Raw genomic sequence first — 18684 nt, 5'->3', positions numbered from 1 at the left:
CGTCCACCTACAACCTGGCTATGGAACATCCAGATTCACCCCCCGGAAAGGCCCCTCACCCGAGGCGCGAGAATCTGGATATTACACATCTAGATTCTCCCCGCGCAACATCATCGCCGGAGCCCCAACGAGCCGCACGGGCTCCCCCTGCTGATCATGCGAAGAGCAACCACGCACAGCGGCCCCGAGCGCCGCCCTAGTCGACCTCGACCCAGCCGAAGGTGCGCTGGACGGCCTTCTTCCAGCCGGCATAGCCGTGCTCGCGCTGCTCCTCGGTCCAGCTGGGCTCCCAGCGCCTGTCCTCGTTCCAGTTCTGGCGAAGCTCGTCGGTGGTGTGCCAGAACCCGACGGCCAGGCCGGCGGCGTAGGCGGCGCCCAGCGCGGTGGTCTCGGCGACCACCGGCCGTGACACGGGGACGCCGAGGATGTCGGCCTGCAGCTGCATGCACAGCTCGTTGGCGGTGACGCCGCCGTCGACCTTCAGCACGTCCAGGGAGACGCCCGAGTCCTCGCGCATCGCCTCCACCACGTCACGGGACTGGTAGCAGATCGCCTCCAGGGTGGCCCGGGCCAGATGGGCGTTGGTGTTGTAGCGGGACAGGCCGACGATGGCGCCGCGGGCGTCGCTGCGCCAGTACGGGGCGAACAGGCCCGAGAAGGCCGGGACGAAGTACACGCCGCCGTTGTCGTCCACCTGCCGGGCCAGCGACTCGCTCTGCGCGGCACCGGAGATGACGCCCAGCTGGTCGCGCAGCCACTGCACCGCCGAGCCCGTCACCGCGATCGACCCCTCCAGCGCGTACACCGGGGCGTCCTCGCCGAAGCGGTAGCACACCGTGGTGAGCATCCCGGCCTTGGAGCGGACCAGCTCGGTGCCGGTGTTGAGGAGCAGGAAGTTGCCCGTCCCATAGGTGTTCTTGGCCTCGCCCGGAGCGAAGCAGACCTGCCCGACCGTGGCCGCCTGCTGGTCGCCGAGGTCCCCGCTCAGCGCCACCTCCCCGCCCAGCGGCCCCAGCGGCCGGGTCACGCCGTACGGGTCCGGAGCCGAGGAGGGGCGGATCTTCGGGAGCATGGCGCGCGGGATGCCGAAGAACGACAGCAGCTCGTCGTCCCAGTCGAGGGTCTCCAGGTCCATCAGCATGGTGCGGCTGGCGTTGGTGACGTCGGTGACGTGCACGCCGCCGTCGGTCCCGCCGGTGAGATGCCACAGGATCCAGGTGTCGATGTTGCCGAACAGGGCCTCGCCGTTCTCGGCGGCCTCGCGGACCCCGCCGACGTTCTCCAGGATCCACTGGACCTTGCCGCCGGAGAAGTAGGTCGCCGGCGGCAGCCCGGCCCGGTGCCGGATCACCTCGCCCTTGCCCTCCCGCTCCAGCGCGGAGGCGATCCGGTCGGTACGGGTGTCCTGCCACACGATCGCGTTGTAGTAGGGGCGGCCGGTCCGCCTGTTCCACACCACGGTGGTCTCGCGCTGGTTGGTGATGCCCAGCGCGGCCAGGTCGGTGTGGCGCAGATCGGCCCTGTTCAGGGTGGACTCGATGACGGCGCGGGTCCGCTCCCAGATCTCGGTGGGATTGTGCTCCACCCACCCCGCCCGGGGCAGGATCTGCTCGTGCTCCAGCTGGTGGCGGGCGACCTCGTTGCCGCCATGATCGAAGATCATGAACCGGGTGCTGGTCGTCCCCTGGTCGAGTGCTCCGACGAAGTCGGCCATCCGGTGCTCCCCTTCCGGTCAGGCCCTGGGGTCGTATTCGGGCTTGCTCTCCGGGCTGGGGGTGGGCGGTTCCTTCCCGACGCTCAGGCTGCTGCCGATGAGGAGCAGGTACAGTCCCGCGCCGATGACGCCGCCGATCAGGGGGCCGACGATCGGCACCCAGAAGTAGAGATCGCCGTACTGATCTCGCCAGGCCCCCTCGTAGCCGGTGATGTACTGGGCGAGCCTCGGCCCGAGGTCACGGGCCGGGTTGATCGCGTACCCGGCGGCGGTGCCCCACGCCATGCCGATGGCCACCACCACGAAACCGACCACGACCGGCGCGAGGTTGGCCAGCGGCGGGTTGTTCCGGACGTCGGTGAGGGCCATCACCAGGAACAGCAGGATCGCGGTACCGATGATCTGGTCGCGGAAGCCGCCCCACATGCTCACCGGAGCGGTGCCGTTGCCGGGCAGCGTGGAGAAGACGAACTGGGTCTTGAGCGTGTGGCCGGGGTCGAACTTGGCCAGGACCTCGGTGTAGTTCCACCGCACGATCAGCGCCGCCACGAACGCCCCGAGGAACTGCGCCACCACGTACGGGACCACCTTGACCCAGGGCAGCCGCCGGAACACCGCCAGCGCGAGGGTCACCGCCGGGTTGATGTGGCCGCCGCTGATCCGGGCCGCCGTGTACACGCCCAGCGTGACGCCCAGTCCCCAGGCCCAGGCGATGCTGTCGTGGTTGCCCAGCCCCCCGGCGACGACCTGCGCCACCACACCGACCCCGAACAGGATGAGGATCATCGTCCCGGCGAACTCCGCGAGCATCTCGCGCGCCAGCGGAGGCAGTTCCAGTCGATCCGCCATGTCTCCTCCTCGGGGCGGTGCGCTCCGCCGTCCGCCGTCCGCGCGCGTCCAAGGACGTGATCGCGGTGCGTCCCGGCGCGCGGCGGCCGTGGCCCGCGTGACCCCGGGGCGCCTCGATCACCCTCCGGAGTCTGCCCAGCGCGCCCCTGATCTATAGGCCGCCTGCGATGATCTTGAAACTCTTGACGATCTTTAGGTCCGGGCGCGGGCGTGTGCCCGGTCACAGAGCCGGGTCCCCGGTTCGTTGCACTCGCACATTTACTCACCGCCGCCGTTCGAGGACGATCTGTTCATCCCCTGCTCGTCCCATCCCCCCGGGAGATCCCCGATGCGCAGCAGAACCCTCGCCGCCGGTGCCGTCGCCGCCGCGGCGCTCCTGGTCTCCGCGCCCGCCACCGCCGTCCGGGCCGACCCCGGCCCCGGCGGCCCGGTCCCCTCCCCGCCGCCCGTCTCCACCATGGAGCGGTCGGCCGGCTTCGACCTGCTCCGCCCGTCCGCCGACCCCGTCGTGCTGCGGGACGCGCCCCGGAGGCTGAACGTCACCTACACCCACGACGGGCGGACGCGCACGCTGGACCAGTACCTCGCGATCACCGGGACCCAGGGGTTCGTGGTCCTGGACGCCCGGACCGGCCAGGACGTGGTGTTCGAGCGCTACTCGTTCGCCTCCCGCGACACCCGCTTCCAGTCCTGGTCGATGGCCAAGTCCTTCACCTCCGCGGCGATCGGGATCGCGCTGGAGGAGGGCGCGATCTCCTCCATCGACGACCCGGTCACCGCCTACCTGCCGGAGCTGCGCGGCTCGGGCTACGACGGCGTCTCGCTGCGCGACCTGCTGCGCATGTCGTCCGGCATCGCCTGGGAGGAGACCACCGACGTGCCGCCGGTGCACGTGGCGGCCAGCCTGGGCGCGCCGCTTCCCGAGATGGCCCGGCAGCGCGTGCGCGGCTGGGAGCCGGGCAGCCGGTTCGAGTACACCTCCATGAACTCGTTCGTGCTGTCGTGGGTGGTCAGCCGGGCCACCGGCGTCCCCTACCACCGCTACGTCGAGCGGAGGCTGTGGCAGCCGGGCGGCATGGAGTCGACCGTCTACCTGGGCAACGACTCCAACGGCAACAGCATGGGCTACTGCTGCTACTACGCCACCGACCGCGACTTCGCCCGGTTCGGCCTGCTGTACCTGCGGGGCGGCAAGGCCAACGGGCGTCAGGTGGTCCCGGAGTCGTGGGTGAAGGAGTCCACCAGGCCGTCGGCGCCGTTCAACCAGGGATACGGCCTGCACTGGTGGCTCGGCGAGGACGGCGACTTCATGGCCAGCGGCCTGGCCGGGCAGCACATCTACGTCTCACCGGAGCACGACGTGGTCATCGTGAAGTCGACGCTCGCGACCGTCCTCGGCCAGGACGAGACCGAGGCCGCGTTCCGCGCGGTCGCCGCCGAGGTGGCCAGGACCCGCGCGGCCTGACAGGGCGTGCGGCCGCGTCCGGGACCGGGCCCGCCCCGGTGGCCGGTCCCGGGCGGGCCGACGCGCCGCCCGTCCCGGCCTCGCCGCTCACCCCGGGGGCGTGACGGCGGGACAGCCCACGTGGACGTACTCGATGACCTCCTCGGCGATGGCACGCGCGCTCACCTCGTAGCGCAGCCGCAGCCCGTGCAGCACCTCCTGGGCCCGGAACGCCGGCCACCCGGAGGGCAGGTGCTCCACGGGCAGCCGGGGGTCCACCCGCACCAGGCTCAGCCACTCGGTCATCATCCACAGGAAGCGGGCCAGGTCGTCGGGCGCGCCCGGGATCGGGTCGGGCCGGTCCCATCGCTCCAGGAACGCCCGGTACCCGCCCGCCAGCGCCTCCAGGTCGAAGGCGTCACGGATCATCCTTCCCACGTCGGTCGGCTCCTCGGCAGTACCGTGGAAGACCTTGACGCGCCCGCCCAGGCCGTGGTCCTGGCCGCCGGGCGCGATCACCTCGCCGACGTCGACCCGCGAGGGGGCGATCCAGATGCCGTTGCCCAGCGGCCCGAACCCGGCCCACACCAGGCGGGACCGCAGGTCGTGCCGCTGGCGCTGCCAGGACTCGGGCATCGAGAACGCCAGCACCGTCCAGCGGCCGTCCCAGTCGGCGTTGACCGCGCCGCGCCGCCACACCCGCGCCTCCCCGTCCAGCAGGATCCGCTCCGAGCGCGCGGTGAGCCCGAAGTACATCCGCCGGCCCCGCCGGTGGCGCGCCAGCAGCCCGCGGCGGGCCATGCGGCCGAGGGTGGAACGGATCGCGTGCTCGCCCACGCCGAGCCGCCCGAAGACCTCGATGAAGCTGCCGGAGAACACGGCGATGTCGCGCCTCACCACGTAGTTGCCGAGGAAGGTCAGCATCAGCGTCTGGGGCCGGGGCGGCGGGTCTGGACGGTGCGGCGGTTCGGCTCCCATGCGGTCAGCGTAGGCTCCCCGCCGGCAAGTTGGGCACAATATTGACTGCCGCAATCAATACGCCTATCTTCGCACTACTCCGAGGGGTCCCGGCGGCCCCTCTCCCCCGCCTCACCCCCGCCACGATCCCCGCAGATCCCGTGATCCAGGGAGCATCGATGCACAACGAGGGACTCGGTTCCTGGCCGGCGCGCCGGGCCCGGAAGACCCCGCAGCGCCCCGCCCTGATCCACGACGGCCGGACGTTCACCTACGCCGAGCTGGACGATCGCGTGACCCGGCTGGCGCACGGCCTGCGCTCGCTCGGGGTGCGGCGCGGCGACCGGGTGGCCTACCTCGGCGCCAACCACCCCTCCTTCCTGGAGACGCTGTTCGCCGCCGGGGCGCTCGGCGCGGTGTTCGTCCCCCTGAACACCCGGCTCGCCGCGCCCGAGATCGCCTACCAGCTCGCCGACTCGGGCACTTCCGCGCTGGTGTACGGCCCGGCGCACGCCGATCTCGTCGCGGGGATCCGCGACCAGGTGCCGGTGCGTTCCTACGTCGCCCTCGACGGCCCCGGCACGCACGGCGGACACGGCGCGCAGGGCGCGCACGGCTACGCGGACCTCCTGGCGGGCGGCGGCGCCGAGCCCGTGGACGAGCCCGTCTCCGCGGACGACCTCTGCATGATCATGTACACGTCGGGGACCACGGGGCGGCCCAAGGGCGCCATGCTCACCCATGGCAACATCACCTGGAACGCGGTCAACGTCCTGATCGACCACGACCTCCTCGCCGACGAGGTCGCCCTGGTCTCGGCCCCGCTGTTCCACACCGCCGGGCTGAACATGCTGACCCTCCCCGTCCTGCTCAAGGGCGGGCGCTGCGTCCTGGTCGGCGCCTTCGACGCCGACGCCACCCTCGACCTGATCGAACGGCACCGGGTGTCGTTCATGTTCGGCGTGCCGGCGATGTTCCAGCAGGTCGCCAGGTCGCCCCGGTGGGAGGGCGCCGACCTGTCGTCGCTGCGCCTGCTCACCTGCGGCGGCGCGCCCGTCCCGCCGACCCTCATCGCCGCCTACGGCGAACGCGGGCTGACCTTCCTCCAGGGCTACGGCATGACCGAGGCCTCCCCCGGCGTGCTCTTCCTGGACGCCGGGCACGCCGTGAGCAAGGCCGGGTCCGCGGGCGTGCAGCACTTCTTCAGCGACGTCCGGGTGGTCGACTCCTCCTTCGACGACGTCCCGCCCGGCGAGACCGGCGAGGTCGTCGTCCGCGGGCCGCACGTCTTCCGCGGCTACTGGGGGCTGCCCCGGGAGAGCGCCGCGGCGTTCACCGACGGCTGGTTCCGCAGCGGCGACGCCGCCCGCGTCGACGAGGACGGCTACGCCTACATCGTCGACCGCATCAAAGACATGATCATCTCGGGCGGGGAGAACATCTATCCGGCCGAGGTGGAGCACGCCATCCTCACCCATCCCGACGTCCTGGAGTGCGCCGTCATCGGCGTGCCCGACGACAAGTGGGGCGAGGTCGGCCGCGCCGTGGTGGTGGCCCGGCCGGGCTCGGACCTGACCGCGGACGGCGTGCTGGCCGCCGTCGCCGGCCGGCTGGCCCCCTACAAGATCCCCAAGTCGGTCGTGTTCACCGACCGGCTCCCCCGCAACGCCGCGGGCAAGCTGCTCAAGCGGCCCCTGCGCACGGACCACGGCACCGCCTGACCCGCCCCGCCTGACCCGCCCCGTTCCCGCCCCTTCCCGTCGGTCTCCGCTCCCCCGCCCATCCCCCGCTCCCCGCTCCCCGTCCCCCGCTCCCGAGCCGACGCCTCGTCCAGGACCCCGAAGAAACAAGCGCTCGCCCAAGACTTCCGACTCGTCCCAGTCCGTCTGAGCACGCCGGACCCCCGGCCCCACCGTCCGGACCGACCGAGAGAAGGTGCAGAGCACCGTGGGAAGACTCCTGACCGGCCGTACCACCCCGCCCCGGGCGGCCGTGCGCCGCGCCCGCCGCCTCCCCCGCACGCCCCTGGCCGCGCTGGCCTCCCTGACCCTCCTGCTCCCGCTCGCGGCGGCCTGCGGGGACTCCTCCGGCGGCGGCTCCGGCCCGATCAAGATCGGCCTCATCACCTCGCTGACCGGCAACTACGCCCCGCTGGGCAGCGAGGACAAGAAGGCGGTCGAGCTGGCCGTCGAGCAGTTCAACGCCAAGGGCGGGGTGCTCGGCCGCAAGGTGGAGATCGTCTTCCGGGACGACAAGACCCAGCCCGACCAGGCCGTGCTGGCCCTCAACGCCATCAAACGGGACGTGGACGCGGTGATCGGGCCGGTGTTCTCCAACTCGGCGCTGGCCGCCGAGCCGATCGCCCAGCGCGAGAAGATCCCCTACCTCTCCCTGGCCCCCGCCACCGAGCAGGTCGAGCCGATCCGCTCGTACGTGTTCGTCACCCCCGCGCTGTCGGCGATGTACGCCGAGCGCTACCTCCAGTACTTCCGGCACGAGAAGATCACCAAGATCGCGATGGCGCACGACAGCAAGAGCGGCTACTCGGTCGCCGGGCACAGGTCGACGCTCCGGCTCGCCCCCAAGTACGGGGTCCAGGTGGTCAAGGACGAGCCGTACGAGACCACCACCGGCGACTTCAGCCCCATCTTCACCCGGATCAAGGACTCCGGCGCGCAGGCGTTCCTGTTCTGGGGCACCGGCGCGCCCGGCGTCACCGTCGCCAAGCAGTACGCCGCCTCCGGGGTGAGGATCCCGCTGATGCTCACCGCGTCCCAGGCCAGCTCCCTGTGGCTGAAGCCGGTGGGCGCCGCCGCCGAGGGCATCACGGTGCAGAGCGCGATCGGCGTGGTCGGCGACCATCTCCCGCCCGGGCCGCAGAAGCAGGTCATCGACCAGCTGGCCGTTCCGTACAAGCAGAAGCACGGGTACGGGCCGCCGCAGTTCGCGCAGGACGGCTACAGCGCCGCGCTGCTGCTCTTCGAGGCGATCAAGAAGGCGGGCGGCACCGAGGGCGAGAAGGTCCAGAAGGCGCTGGAGACGATGGACCTGATCACCCCCAACGGCCGGTTCCGCTACTCCCCGACCGACCACTCGGGCCTCTCACCCGAGTACATCTCGGTGAACACCGTGCGGAACGGCCAGTTCGTCCCCACCGACTGGGCCAAGGAGCAGCTGGCCAAGACCGTCTCCGGCGGGTGAGGCGTGCTCCGGACCACGGGACTCTCCAAGCACTTCGGCGGGGTCTACGCCGTCCGCGACGTCGGCCTGGCCGTCGGCGAGGGTGAGCTGCGCGGCATCATCGGCCCCAACGGCGCGGGCAAGTCCACGCTGTTCAACCTGATCGCCGGGCATCTGCGGCCCGACCAGGGCACGATCGACCTGGACGGGCGCCCGCTGGGCCGGCTGCCCGCGCACGGCCGGGCCGCGCTCGGCATCGCCATCGTCTTCCAGGCCGCACGGGTCTTCCGCGGCATGACCGTACGCGAGAACGTCATGGTGGGCGCGCACGCCGGCACCCGCGCGGGTTTCTGGACCGCCGCACTCCGGCTGCCCCGGCACTCCCGCGAGGAGAGGCTGATCCGGGACCGGGCGGACGCGGCGCTGGCCCGGGTCGGCCTCACCGGCTGGGCCGGCCGGCCCGCCGAGTCGCTGCCGCTGGGCCAGCAGCGCTCGCTGCAGCTGGCCCGCGCGCTGTGCGGCGGTCCCCGGCTGCTGCTGCTCGACGAGCCCGCCTCAGGGCTGCGCGCGGCCGAACGGCGGGCGCTGGCCGACCTCATCGCCGAACTCCACCGGGACGGTCTCACGATCATGCTGGTGGAGCACGACGTGGCGATGGTGACCCGGCTGGCCGACCGGATCACCGTCCTGGACCTGGGCCGCGTGATCGCCGACGGCACCCCCGAGCGGGTCCGGTCCGATCCCAGGGTCGTGGCGGCCTACCTCGGCGAGGAGGCCCGCCCGTGATCGAGGTCGAGGAGCTGACCGTGCGGTACGGGTCCGCCACCGCGCTGGACCGGGTGTCGCTGCGGGTCGGCGCCGGGGAGATGGTCGCCCTGGTCGGGCCCAACGGGGCCGGGAAGTCCACCCTGGTCGACACCCTGTCGGGCATCGTTCCCGCCGCCTCGGGGACGGTCCGGGTCGGCGGCCGGTTCGCGCACGTCCCCGAGGGCCGGCAGCTCTTCCCGGACCTGACCGTGGAGGACAACCTGCGGCTGGGCGCCTGGCGGGTCCGGGAACGGGACACCGCCGCGGTGTACGCGCTGCTGCCCGGCCTGGAACGGCTGCGCGGCCGGCGCGCCGGGACCCTGTCGGGCGGGGAGCAGCAGATGGTCGCGGTGGGCCGGGCGCTGATGGCCCGCCCGGAGGTGATCGCGGTGGACGAGCTGTCCCTCGGGCTGGCGCCGCTGGTGATCGCCGACCTGGCCCGCCATCTGCGCGAGCTGAACGCCGAGCGGGGGACCGCCGTCCTGCTGATCGAGCAGAACGCCCGGCTGGCCTTCGATCTGTGCGACCGGGCGTACGTGCTGGAGGCCGGGCGGATCGTCGCCGAGGGCCCGTCGGCCGAGCTGGCCCGCAGTCCCGAGGTCGAGGGCGCCTATCTGGGCGGCCCCATCCAGGAGGCCCCGTGAGCGCCTTTCTCAGCTACCTGATCAACGGCCTGGCGGTGGGGTGCGGTTTCGCGCTCATCGGCAGCGGCCTGGTGGCCGTCCACCGGGTCACCCGCGTGGTCAACTTCGCCCAGGGCATGTTCGCGGTGGTCGCCGGGCTCAGCGCGGCCTCGTTCCTGAACGCGGGCCTGCCGCACGGCGTGGCGGAGGTCGCGGCGGTGGCGGTCGCGGTGGGGGCCGGGCTCCTGGTGGGGCTGCTGGCGATCGGCCGGCGCGGCACCGATCCGCTGTCCGCACTGATCATCACGCTCGGCATCGGGATCCTCGCCTACGCGGTGGAGGTGATGATCTGGGGCGACCAGCCGCGCTCGTTCCCCGGCCTCGGCGGGGCGTTCACCCTCGCGGGCGCGACCGTGCAGAAGCAGTACCTGCTGGTCATCGGGGTGACCGCGGTGACCTTCACCGCGCTGGGCCTGTTCTTCGGCCGCACCTACGCGGGCAAGGGCCTCACCGCCTGCGCCTCCAACCCCTACGCCGCGCAGGTCATCGGCATCGACGTGCGTCGGATGGGCCTGCTGGCGTTCGGCCTGGGCGGCGCGCTGGGCGGCATCGCCGGGGTGCTGGTGACGCCGTTGCAGCCCATCTCGTTCGACTCCGAGGTGACGCTGATCGTGAACGGTTTCGCGGCGGCCGTCTTCGGCGGCCTGACGCGCCCGGGCGCCGCGCTGGCCGGTGGCCTGGTGCTGGGCGTCGCGGAGGCGATGGTCGCCGGGTACGGCAAGGCGTCCTACCAGATCGAGGTCGCGCTGGGCCTGATGCTCGCCATCATGATCTGGCAGGCCGCCCGTACTCCCGCCCTGCAGGAGGAGGCCGTATGACACGACCGGGGAGCACAGAGCCGGAGGGGAGCACAGAGCCGGAGGGGCGCGGTGCCGCCTGGACTGAGGAGCGGCGGGAGCGCAGCGACCAGAGCGACGAGGGAAGGCGGCACCGAAAGGCGCCCCGGAGGCGACCGGGAAGCACAGAGCCGGAGGGGCGCGGTGCCGCCTGGACTGAGGAGCGGCGGGAGCGCAGCGACCAGAGCGACGAGGGAAGGCGGCACCGAAAGGCGCCCCGGAGGCGACTGGGAAGCACAGCCCTGTTGTTCGTGGTGACGATGGCGCTTGCGGCGACGCTGGATGAGGGCCGGTTGTCGGTGTTCATCCTGCTGGGCCTGGCGGCGATGGTCACGGTCGGGGTGTCCCTGCTCATGGGGTACGCGGGGCAGGTGTCGCTGGGGCAGGCGGCCTTCTACGCGGTGGGCGGGTACACGGCCGGGCTGATGAGCGTGCACGGGTTGCCGCCGGTGCTCGGGCTCGCCGCGGCGCCGCTGGTCGCGGCGCTGTTCGCGGTGGTCATCGGGATCCCGCTGCTGAGGTTGCGCGGACACCATCTGGCGTTCGCGACGCTCGCGACGCAGCTGATCCTGCTGTCGCTCGCGGGCGAGCTGGAGTTCCTGGGCGGCAGCATCGGGTTGCAGGGCATCCCGCGGTTCGGCGCCGGGCCGCTGGAGCTGGGCGGTGACCGCGGCTACGCGTTCCTGACCTGGGCGGCGGTGGCGGTGGTGGTCCTGGTGGCGCGGAACGTGATCGAGTCCCGGGCGGGGCGGGGCCTGCGGGCGCTGGCGACCAGCGAGATCGCGGCCGAGTCGGCGGGGGTGGCCGTGGGGCGCGCCAAGCTGGCGGTGTTCGCGCTGTCGGCCGCTTTCGCCGGCCTGGCCGGGGGCATCTACGCCTTCTACGTCGGCTACATCGCGCCCGGTTCGTTCCCCGTCCTGCTGTCCATCGAGTACGTGGTGATGGCCGTGGTGGGCGGGCTGGGCACGATCTGGGGCGCGCTGGCCGGCGCCACCGCGATCGTCCTGCTGGTCCAGCTGCTCAACAACATCGGCACGATGGAGGGAATGCCCAGCTACGCGCCGAGCGTGCTGTCGTACGCGGTCTACTCGATCCTGCTGATCGCCGCCGTACTGTTCCTGCCCGGCGGCCTGGTGCCGGCGGTGCGGGACCGGCTGGCCGCGCGGGGAACGAAGGCGGCCTGAAGATCCGTAACCTGCCGGCGAGACTCACCGAGGAGTGTCATGGCCTTGCAAGAGACACCGATCCCACCCTTCCGCGCGGACCACGTCGGGAGCCTGCTGCGGCCCCCGGAGCTGCTGCGGGCCCGCGCCGACCACGCGGCCGGGCGGATCGACGGCGAGCGGCTGCGCGCGGCCGAGGACGAGGCCGTGCGGTCGGTCGTGGCCGCGCAGCGGGAGGTGGGGCTGCGGTCGGCGACCGACGGGGAGTTCCGCCGCACGTCCTGGCACATGGACTTCATCTACCGGCTGGGCGGGATCAGCCCCGCCGACGAGGAGATCAAGGTGCGGTTCCACCGCGCCAACGGGGACATCGAGTTCACCACCGCCGCGCTCAGGGTGCACGACCGGATCGGCCTCCGGGAGACGGTCTTCGGTGAGGACTTCGCCTTCCTGCGGGACCTCACCGAGGGGACGGGCGTGACGCCCAAGCTCACCGTCCCGTCGCCCAACATGGTCCACTACCGCGGCGGCGCCGCCTCGATCGACCCGGCGGTGTACCCCGACGTCGAGGAGTTCTGGTCGGACCTGGCCGCCGCGTACGCCGAGCAGGTCCGCCGGCTCGGCGAGCTGGGCTGCCGCTACCTTCAGTTCGACGACACCAGCCTGGCCTACCTCAACGACCCCGACCAGCGCGCGATGATCAGCGCCCGCGGCGACGACGCCGATCACCTGCACCTGCGCTACATCCAGCAGATCAACGGGGCGCTGGCCGGGCGGCCCGAGGGGATGCGGGTCACCACCCACATGTGCCGGGGCAACTTCCGGTCGGCGTGGACGGCGGCGGGCGGCTACGACTTCGTGGCCGAGGCGCTGTTCGGCGAGCTGGAGGTGGACGGGTTCTTCCTGGAGTACGACGACGAGCGGTCGGGCGGGTTCGCGCCGCTGCGGTTCGTGCCCGCGGGCAAGATGGTCGTGCTCGGCCTGGTCACGACCAAGAGCGGCGTCCTGGAGAGCAAGGACGACCTCAAGCGCCGGATCGACGAGGCGAGCCGGTACGTGCCGCTGGAGCAGCTGTGCCTGTCGCCGCAGTGCGGTTTCTCCTCCACCGTCGAGGGCAACGAGCTCACCCGCGAGGAGCAGCTGGCCAAGCTGCGGCTGATCGTGGAGACCGCCGAGGAGGTGTGGGGCTGACCTGGGGCCGGGGCGGCGGCCGCGTATGGCCTAGGCTCGCCGAAGAACGCGATCGGAGGGCCCATGGCGAAGGAACCGGCACCCAAGCGGCCGCTGCACACCGGCACGGTACTGCGTACCGAACGGCTCACCCCTCATCTGATCCGGGTGGTGCTGGGCGGGGACGGCCTCGCCGGGTTCGCCGCGGGCGAGTTCACCGACCACTACGTGAAGCTGCTGTTCCCGCGGCCGGGCGTCGGCTATCCGGAGCCCTTCGACATGGAGCGGATCCGCGCCGAGCTGCCGCGCGAGCAGTGGCCCGCCACGCGGACCTACACCGTGCGCGCCTGGGATCCCGAGGCGGTGGAGCTGACGATCGACTTCGTTCACCACGGTGACGAGGGCCTGGCCGGGCCATGGGCCGCCGCCGCCCGGCCCGGCGACCCGCTGCGGTTCCAGGGGCCCGGCGGGGCGTACGCGCCGCGCCGGGACGCCGGCTGGCACCTGCTGGTGGGCGACGAGAGCGCGCTGCCCGCGATCGGCGCCTCGCTCGAACGCCTTCCCGAGGGCGCGCCGGCGCGGGTCTTCGTGGAGGTCGGGGAGCGCGGGGAGGAACTGGAGCTGAGCACCCCGGGGAAGGCGGAGATCGTCTGGCTGTACCGGGGCGGCGCCCCGGTCGGCGACGCTCTCGTCCGGGCGGTGGAGGAGCTGGAGTTCCCGGACGGGGACGTGCACGCGTTCGTCCACGGCGAGGCGGGCTTCGTCAAGCGGCTGCGCCGGCACCTGAGGGTGGAGCGGGGGCTGCCGATGGACCGGCTGTCGATCTCCGGTTACTGGCGGCGCGGGCGGGACGAGGACGGCTGGCAGTCCTCCAAGCGCGAGTGGAACCAGCGGGTCGAGGAGGAGGAGGCGCGGGCCCTGGGCTGACCGGGAGCGCCCCCGCGGCCCTCCGAAGAGGGCCGGGGTCAGGCGGTGGCCTCGCCGCCGGTGAGGCCGTCGTCGAGGTCGTCGCCGGTCGCGAAGCCGGGCAGCCAGCGCTCGGCCTCGGCGCGGAAGGCGCCCTCGGCCTCCAGCTGGCACAGCACCCCGCCGCAGCTGCTCAGGGCGCGGCTGACGGCCATGTACTGCGGCGGCATGCGCAGGTGCCGGGCCAGGGCGTCCGGCCGCAGGTCGGTGGCGATGCCCATGCCGCGGGCGGTCTCCTGGCGCATCCATTCGCGGGTGTAGCGGAACCGTTCCTGGGCGAACGGGAAGGCGTGCGCGGAGACCAGCGCGGCCAGCTGCTCGGGGTCCACCTGGGCTTCGGGCGCCAGGAAGCCCTCGTCGCGGGCGGCCTCGACCATTTCCTCGGGGGTGCCCAGGGTGCCGATGCGCAGCAGGCGGCCGATCGACCACTGCAGCTCCGCCGGGACGCGGGCGGCGCCGCCGAAGTCCATGACGCCCAGGCGGCCGTCGTCCAGCACCCGGAAGTTGCCGGGATGCGGATCGATGTGGATCAGCTCGCAGCGGGCGGGGCCCGACAGCAGGAACCGGAACAGCAGCAGCCCGGCCCGGTCGCGCTGGTCCTGCGCACCGCCCGCGATGATCTTCGAGAGCGGGGTGCCGTCCAGCCATTCGGTGACCAGGACGTTGCCCGACTGGGCCACCACGGCCGGGACGACGAAGTCGGGATCGTCGGCGTAGGCGTGGTGGAAGGCGGCCTGGGCGCGGGCCTCGTCGTCGTAGTCGAGTTCCTTCTCCAGCCGCCGCTTGAGGTCGGCGACGACCGGTTTGACCTCGATCCCGGGGAACAGCGGGGTGATCAGGCGGCTGAGCCGGGAGATCTGGTTGAAGTCGCTCATCAGGGCCTTGCCGGCGCCCGGGTACTGCACCTTGACCGCGACCGCGCGGCCGTCGTGCCAGACCCCCCGGTGCACCTGGCCGATGGAGGCCGCCGCGGCGGGCGCGTCGTCGAACTCGGCGAACAGCTCGTGCCAGTCCTCGCCGAGCCCCTCGGCCATGACCCGGTGGGTGGTGGCGGCCGGCATCGGCGGCGCGGCCTCCTGGAGCCGGGTGAGGCTGGCGCGGAACGGCCCGGCCATCTCCTCGGGCAGCCCCGCCTCGAAGATCGACAGCAGCTGGCCGACCTTCATCGCGCCGCCCTTCAGCTCCCCGAGAACGCGGAAGAGCTGGTCGGCGGTGCGCCGCTGGACCTCCAGGGCCACCGTCTCGGCGGGCCGGCCGAACGTGCGCTTGCCCAGGCCGAGGGCGGTCCGGCCGGCGAACCCCAGGGGCAGGGTCGCCAGCTTGGCGCTCCGCGTCACCGCGCGGCGGGGAATCTCACTCACGGCCGTCCGTCCCAACTGTTCGTCGACGGGCCCCGACTGATCGCAGCCTCTCATGGACAGCGACCGGGGCCGGGAGAAGATTCCCGCCGGACGCCGGGCGGGCCGCTCCCCGCTTCGCGGCCGCTTGACGCGCGCCCCGCGTACCGCGATGACCGGCGATCCGCGTGAGACGCGTCACATCAGCTTCTCACACGCGCCGGGCGGAGGCGGAGGAGGCCCCTCCGGCCGGCCTCAGCCGACCCGCTCGGGGTCGGTCTCCAGGTCGTGGCGGTCCAGGTGGCGGTCCAGCTCCCCGTCCAGCAGCGCGTCGAAGAGGTCGTCGCCGGCCCGCTCGTCGGGGAGCAGCACGTTCTGGTCGCCGATCCAGTCGCTGGGGCCGGTGGGGAGGGTGACGAACGAGACGCCGCCGGGGCCGATCCGTGCCAGCCGCAGCGCCAGCGCCCGCAGCGTCCCGAACTCGGTCCCCGCGTCCATCGCCAGCGACCGCACGGCCGCGCGCAGGAAGGCGTCCAGCTTGAACGGGTTGGTCAGCGTCCCCGAGTCCGAGGCCTTCTCGGCCATCGCCATGAGGAAGGCGTGCTGGCGCCTGACGCGGCCCAGGTCGCCGCCCGGCAGGCCCTTGCGCTCCCGGACGAAGCGCAGGGCGTCCTCGCCGTCCAGGCGGTTGCGGCCCGCGGGCCAGGACCAGCCGTTGGTCGGGTCGTGGATCGGCCGGTCCAGGTGGACCTCCACCCCGCCCAGGGCGTCGGTCATCGCCTTGAACCCGGTGAAGTCGACGGCGGCGACGTGGTCGACGCGCACCCCGCCGAGGGCCTCCACGGTCTCCGCCAGCAGCCGTGACCCGCCCGCCGCGAACGCCGAGTTGATCTTGCCGCGGTCACGGCCGGGGATGTCGACCCACAGGTCCCGGGGGATCGAGATCACGTAGGCCCGGTCACCGCCGTCCTCCGGAACGTGCAGGAGCATGATGGTGTCCGCGCGGGCGGTGCCGCCGGGACGCCATTTGCGTTCGGCCGGGACACCGCGCAGGTCGGAGCCGATCAGGAGCCAGTTCTCCCCCGGGTCGGGGGCGGGCCGGTCGCCGGAGTCGGACGGCAGCGCGTCCGGCAGCCGCTGGATGTCGCGGTCGTAGACGCCCGCCCGCCAGTCGGCCAGCCCCACCACGCCCAGCGCCACCAGCGCGACCACGACGAGCGCCCCGGCCAGCGGACGCGCCCGCCCCGCCCGGCTCCACCTCGTGCCGCGCGGGCTCCGCCGCCCGCCGCGCGACGCGGGGCCGTCCATGACCCGTCACCTCCGGCACCGTCTTGCGGTTTGACCGGTTTCAGCCCTTTCTCAACTAACGGAGATCGGCCCGCGAGGGTTCCGGACAGCGGGCGGGCCCGGCCTCACCGGGTCAGGGGCAGGCCGACGTAGTTCTCGGCGAGCGTGGTCGAGGCCGCCGTGGAGGACACCACGTAATCCAGGTGCGAGCGCTGCAGCCGGTGGGCGAAGCCGTCACCGTGCGGGTCGGTGTGCAGGAGGGTGGTCATCCAGTACGAGAAGTGCTCGGCGCGCCACACCCGGCGCAGGCAGGAGGCCGAGTAGCCGTCCAGTGCCGCCTCCGAGCCGGACGCGTAGCGCTCGATGAGCGCCCGCGCCAGCAGGGTCACGTCCGACACCGCCAGGTTGAGCCCCTTGGCCCCGGTCGGCGGGACGATGTGCGCCGCGTCCCCGGCCAGGAACAGCCGGTCGTGCCGCATCGGCTCGCCCACGAAGCTGCGCATCGGCGTGATCGCCCGGTCGGTGATCGGTCCCTCGCGCAGCTCCCAGCCGTCATCGGTGGCGAACCGGGCGGCCAGCTCGGCCCAGATGCGCTCGTCGGGCCAGGCGGCCAGGTCCTCGTCCGGGGAGACCTGGAGGTAGAGCCGGCTGACCTGGGGCGAACGCAGGCTGTGCAGGGCGAAGCCGCGCTCGTGGTGGGCGTAGATCAGTTCGTCGGTGGAGGGCGGGACGTCGGCGAGCACGCCCAGCCAGGCGAACGGGTACTCGCGGGAGAAGGTGCGCAGCCCCGGCACCGCGGGGCGGCTCACCCCGTGGAAGCCGTCGCACCCGGCGATGTAGTCGCATTCGAGGGTGTGGGTGCGGCCGTCCCGCAGGTAGGTGACGGAGGGCGCCGAGGGGTCGATCTCCACGGCCCTGGCCTCGAACAGGACCTCGCCGCCGTCGGCCAGCCGCCGGGCCACCAGGTCCTTGACGATCTCGGTCTGGGCGTAGATCGTCACGGTCCGGCCGGTCAGCCCGGTCAGCGGGATCCGGTGCCCGGCCCCGCCGAAGCGCAGCTCCAGCCCGTGGTGGACCAGGCCCTCACGGTCGAGGCGCTCCCCCACGCCGCTGTCGCGCAGCACGTCGGTGGTGCCCTGCTCCAGCATCCCGGCGCGCTGCCGGTGCTCCACGTACGCGCGGTCGCGGCTCTCCAGGACCACCGACGCGATCCCCTGCCGGTGCAGGAGATGCGACAGCAGCAGCCCGGCCGGCCCGCCGCCCACGATCGCGACCTGGGTCCGCATGATGCCCTCCTCGTCCCGCGGCGCCTGCGCCGTCTCTGCGATCCTCGCGGGGGTCACCGCAGGATCAGGGGGTGGTCTTCCGTCCAGCGGAAGACGTGCCCGGGTCCGCGGAAGGGTCGTCCGGACCCGGGTCCGTGCCCGCGTCCGGACCCGGGTCCGTGCCCGCGTCCGTGCCCGACTCCAGGCCGGTCTGGAAGCCCAGGTCGACCGGGCCGCTGCGCCAGTGCGCCGCGACGTCGCGGGACAGCGCCCGGGCAGCGGTCATCAGCGGCGGCAGCAGCCGCCGCGCGTCGGCGCTGCGGACCCGGGTCACCAGCGAGAGCGCCGCCACGACCGCGCCCCGCCCGTCGCGGACCGGCGCCGCCGCGGACGCGGCGCCCAGCGTCATCTCGTCCCGGGTGAAGGCGAAGCCGTCACGCCGCACCCGCTCCAGGCAACGGCGCAGCTCATCGGGGTCGGTGATGGTCCGGGCCGAGTGCCGGGGCAGCCCGGCGGCCAGGACGGCCTCCCTGACCTCCTCGGGCGCGTACGCCAGCAGCACCTTGCCGACGCCGGTGGCGTGCAGCGGGAGGGTGGCGCCGACCTGGGTCACCACCGGGACCGAACGGGTCCCGCGCAGCCGTTCGACGAACAGCGCGCGCCCGTCGCGCAGCACCGCCAGCTGCACGTTGTCGTGGGTGGCCTCGTAGAGGTCCTCCATGTGCGGCAGCGCCAGCTCGCGCAGCCCCGTCACCGCGGGCGCCCGGCTGCCGATCCGCCACAGCCGGGTGCCGATCCGGTACGTGCCGTCCGGGACCCGTTCCAGGAAGCCGCCCGCCACCAGCTCGCCGACCAGGCGGTGCCCGGTGGCCAGCGGCAGGCCGGAGCGCCGGCAGATCTCGCTCAGGTTGAGCCGGACGCCGCCCGCGGCGAACGCGTCCAGGATGGCCATCACCTTGCCCGCCACGCTGGGCGGGCGCGGGTGGCCGGGCGTGCGGTCCGCCATCGTCCCCCCGGTTCCAGGTC

The 18684-nt window shown here is 73.0% G+C and carries 16 protein-coding genes; 9 read left to right on the top strand and 7 right to left on the bottom strand.

What is annotated here, in order from left to right; genetic code table 11:
- Window positions 1-196 precede the first annotated feature (196 nt).
- Together glpK and IW256_RS17290 are read right to left on the bottom strand one after the other, a co-directional pair.
- The gene (gene glpK, locus IW256_RS17295) at window positions 197-1714 is read right to left on the bottom strand and encodes a glycerol kinase GlpK (protein ID WP_197011969.1); all 1518 of its coding nucleotides are present in this window, start codon (window positions 1712-1714) and stop codon (window positions 197-199) included.
- A gap of 18 nt (window positions 1715-1732) precedes the next feature.
- Complete coding sequence (locus IW256_RS17290; RefSeq protein WP_197011968.1) at window positions 1733-2563, bottom strand: MIP/aquaporin family protein; 831 nt, start codon at window positions 2561-2563, stop codon at window positions 1733-1735.
- 328 nt (window positions 2564-2891) lie between these two features.
- Between IW256_RS17290 and IW256_RS17285 the strand changes: the two genes are divergently transcribed.
- Window positions 2892-4028, top strand: coding sequence for a serine hydrolase domain-containing protein (locus tag IW256_RS17285; protein ID WP_197011967.1), 1137 nt, complete (start codon window positions 2892-2894; stop codon window positions 4026-4028).
- Window positions 4029-4115: 87 nt separating this feature from the next.
- On the opposite strand, the gene IW256_RS17280 is transcribed toward IW256_RS17285, so the two are convergent.
- A complete protein-coding gene (locus IW256_RS17280; protein ID WP_197011966.1) occupies window positions 4116-4985 on the bottom strand; it encodes a PaaX family transcriptional regulator in 870 nt (289 codons plus the stop codon).
- 158 nt (window positions 4986-5143) lie between these two features.
- Here IW256_RS17280 and IW256_RS17275 point away from each other — a divergent pair, with 158 nt between their 5' ends.
- From IW256_RS17275 to IW256_RS17240, 8 genes are all read left to right on the top strand, one after another.
- Window positions 5144-6685 carry an acyl-CoA synthetase gene (locus IW256_RS17275; RefSeq protein WP_197011965.1) on the top strand — a complete coding sequence of 514 codons (1542 nt, stop codon included), beginning with the start codon at window positions 5144-5146 and terminating at the stop codon, window positions 6683-6685.
- 226 nt (window positions 6686-6911) lie between these two features.
- Window positions 6912-8165, top strand: a complete 1254-nt coding sequence (locus IW256_RS17270; protein ID WP_307828923.1) for an ABC transporter substrate-binding protein — start codon at window positions 6912-6914, stop codon at window positions 8163-8165.
- Between the two features lie 3 nt (window positions 8166-8168).
- Window positions 8169-8930, top strand: a complete 762-nt coding sequence (locus IW256_RS17265; RefSeq protein ID WP_197011964.1) for an ABC transporter ATP-binding protein — start codon at window positions 8169-8171, stop codon at window positions 8928-8930.
- Window positions 8927-9595, top strand: coding sequence for an ABC transporter ATP-binding protein (locus tag IW256_RS17260; RefSeq protein ID WP_197011963.1), 669 nt, complete (start codon window positions 8927-8929; stop codon window positions 9593-9595). Before IW256_RS17265 ends, IW256_RS17260 begins: the two co-directional genes overlap by 4 nt.
- Window positions 9592-10452 (top strand): branched-chain amino acid ABC transporter permease, encoded by an 861-nt coding sequence (locus IW256_RS17255; protein ID WP_197011962.1) that lies wholly within the window; start codon window positions 9592-9594, stop codon window positions 10450-10452. Before IW256_RS17260 ends, IW256_RS17255 begins: the two co-directional genes overlap by 4 nt.
- Before the next feature lie 278 nt (window positions 10453-10730).
- Window positions 10731-11654, top strand: coding sequence for a branched-chain amino acid ABC transporter permease (locus IW256_RS17250; protein ID WP_197016365.1), 924 nt, complete (start codon window positions 10731-10733; stop codon window positions 11652-11654).
- Window positions 11655-11693: 39 nt separating this feature from the next.
- Window positions 11694-12824 (top strand): 5-methyltetrahydropteroyltriglutamate--homocysteine S-methyltransferase, encoded by a 1131-nt coding sequence (locus IW256_RS17245; RefSeq protein WP_197011961.1) that lies wholly within the window; start codon window positions 11694-11696, stop codon window positions 12822-12824.
- Window positions 12825-12887: 63 nt separating this feature from the next.
- Window positions 12888-13730 carry a siderophore-interacting protein gene (locus tag IW256_RS17240; RefSeq protein WP_197011960.1) on the top strand — a complete coding sequence of 281 codons (843 nt, stop codon included), beginning with the start codon at window positions 12888-12890 and terminating at the stop codon, window positions 13728-13730.
- Window positions 13731-13768: 38 nt separating this feature from the next.
- Here the strand turns inward: IW256_RS17240 and IW256_RS17235 are convergent, their stop codons facing one another.
- The 4 genes from IW256_RS17235 to IW256_RS17220 form a co-directional block, all read right to left on the bottom strand.
- On the bottom strand, window positions 13769-15130 hold the full coding sequence (locus tag IW256_RS17235; RefSeq protein ID WP_307828922.1) for an ABC1 kinase family protein: 1362 nt from the start codon (window positions 15128-15130) through the stop codon (window positions 13769-13771).
- A gap of 231 nt (window positions 15131-15361) precedes the next feature.
- Entirely contained in the window at window positions 15362-16414 is a 1053-nt protein-coding gene (locus tag IW256_RS17230) for an LCP family protein (protein WP_197011958.1), read from the bottom strand.
- 104 nt (window positions 16415-16518) lie between these two features.
- Window positions 16519-17679, bottom strand: coding sequence for a 4-hydroxybenzoate 3-monooxygenase (locus IW256_RS17225; RefSeq protein ID WP_197011957.1), 1161 nt, complete (start codon window positions 17677-17679; stop codon window positions 16519-16521).
- Between the two features lie 64 nt (window positions 17680-17743).
- On the bottom strand, window positions 17744-18664 hold the full coding sequence (locus tag IW256_RS17220; protein ID WP_197011956.1) for an IclR family transcriptional regulator: 921 nt from the start codon (window positions 18662-18664) through the stop codon (window positions 17744-17746).
- Window positions 18665-18684 lie beyond the last annotated feature (20 nt).

The sequence above is a fragment of the Actinomadura viridis genome (assembly GCF_015751755.1).
Classification (GTDB): domain Bacteria; phylum Actinomycetota; class Actinomycetes; order Streptosporangiales; family Streptosporangiaceae; genus Spirillospora; species Spirillospora viridis.
This window is presented reverse-complemented; position numbering and strand designations above follow the sequence as displayed.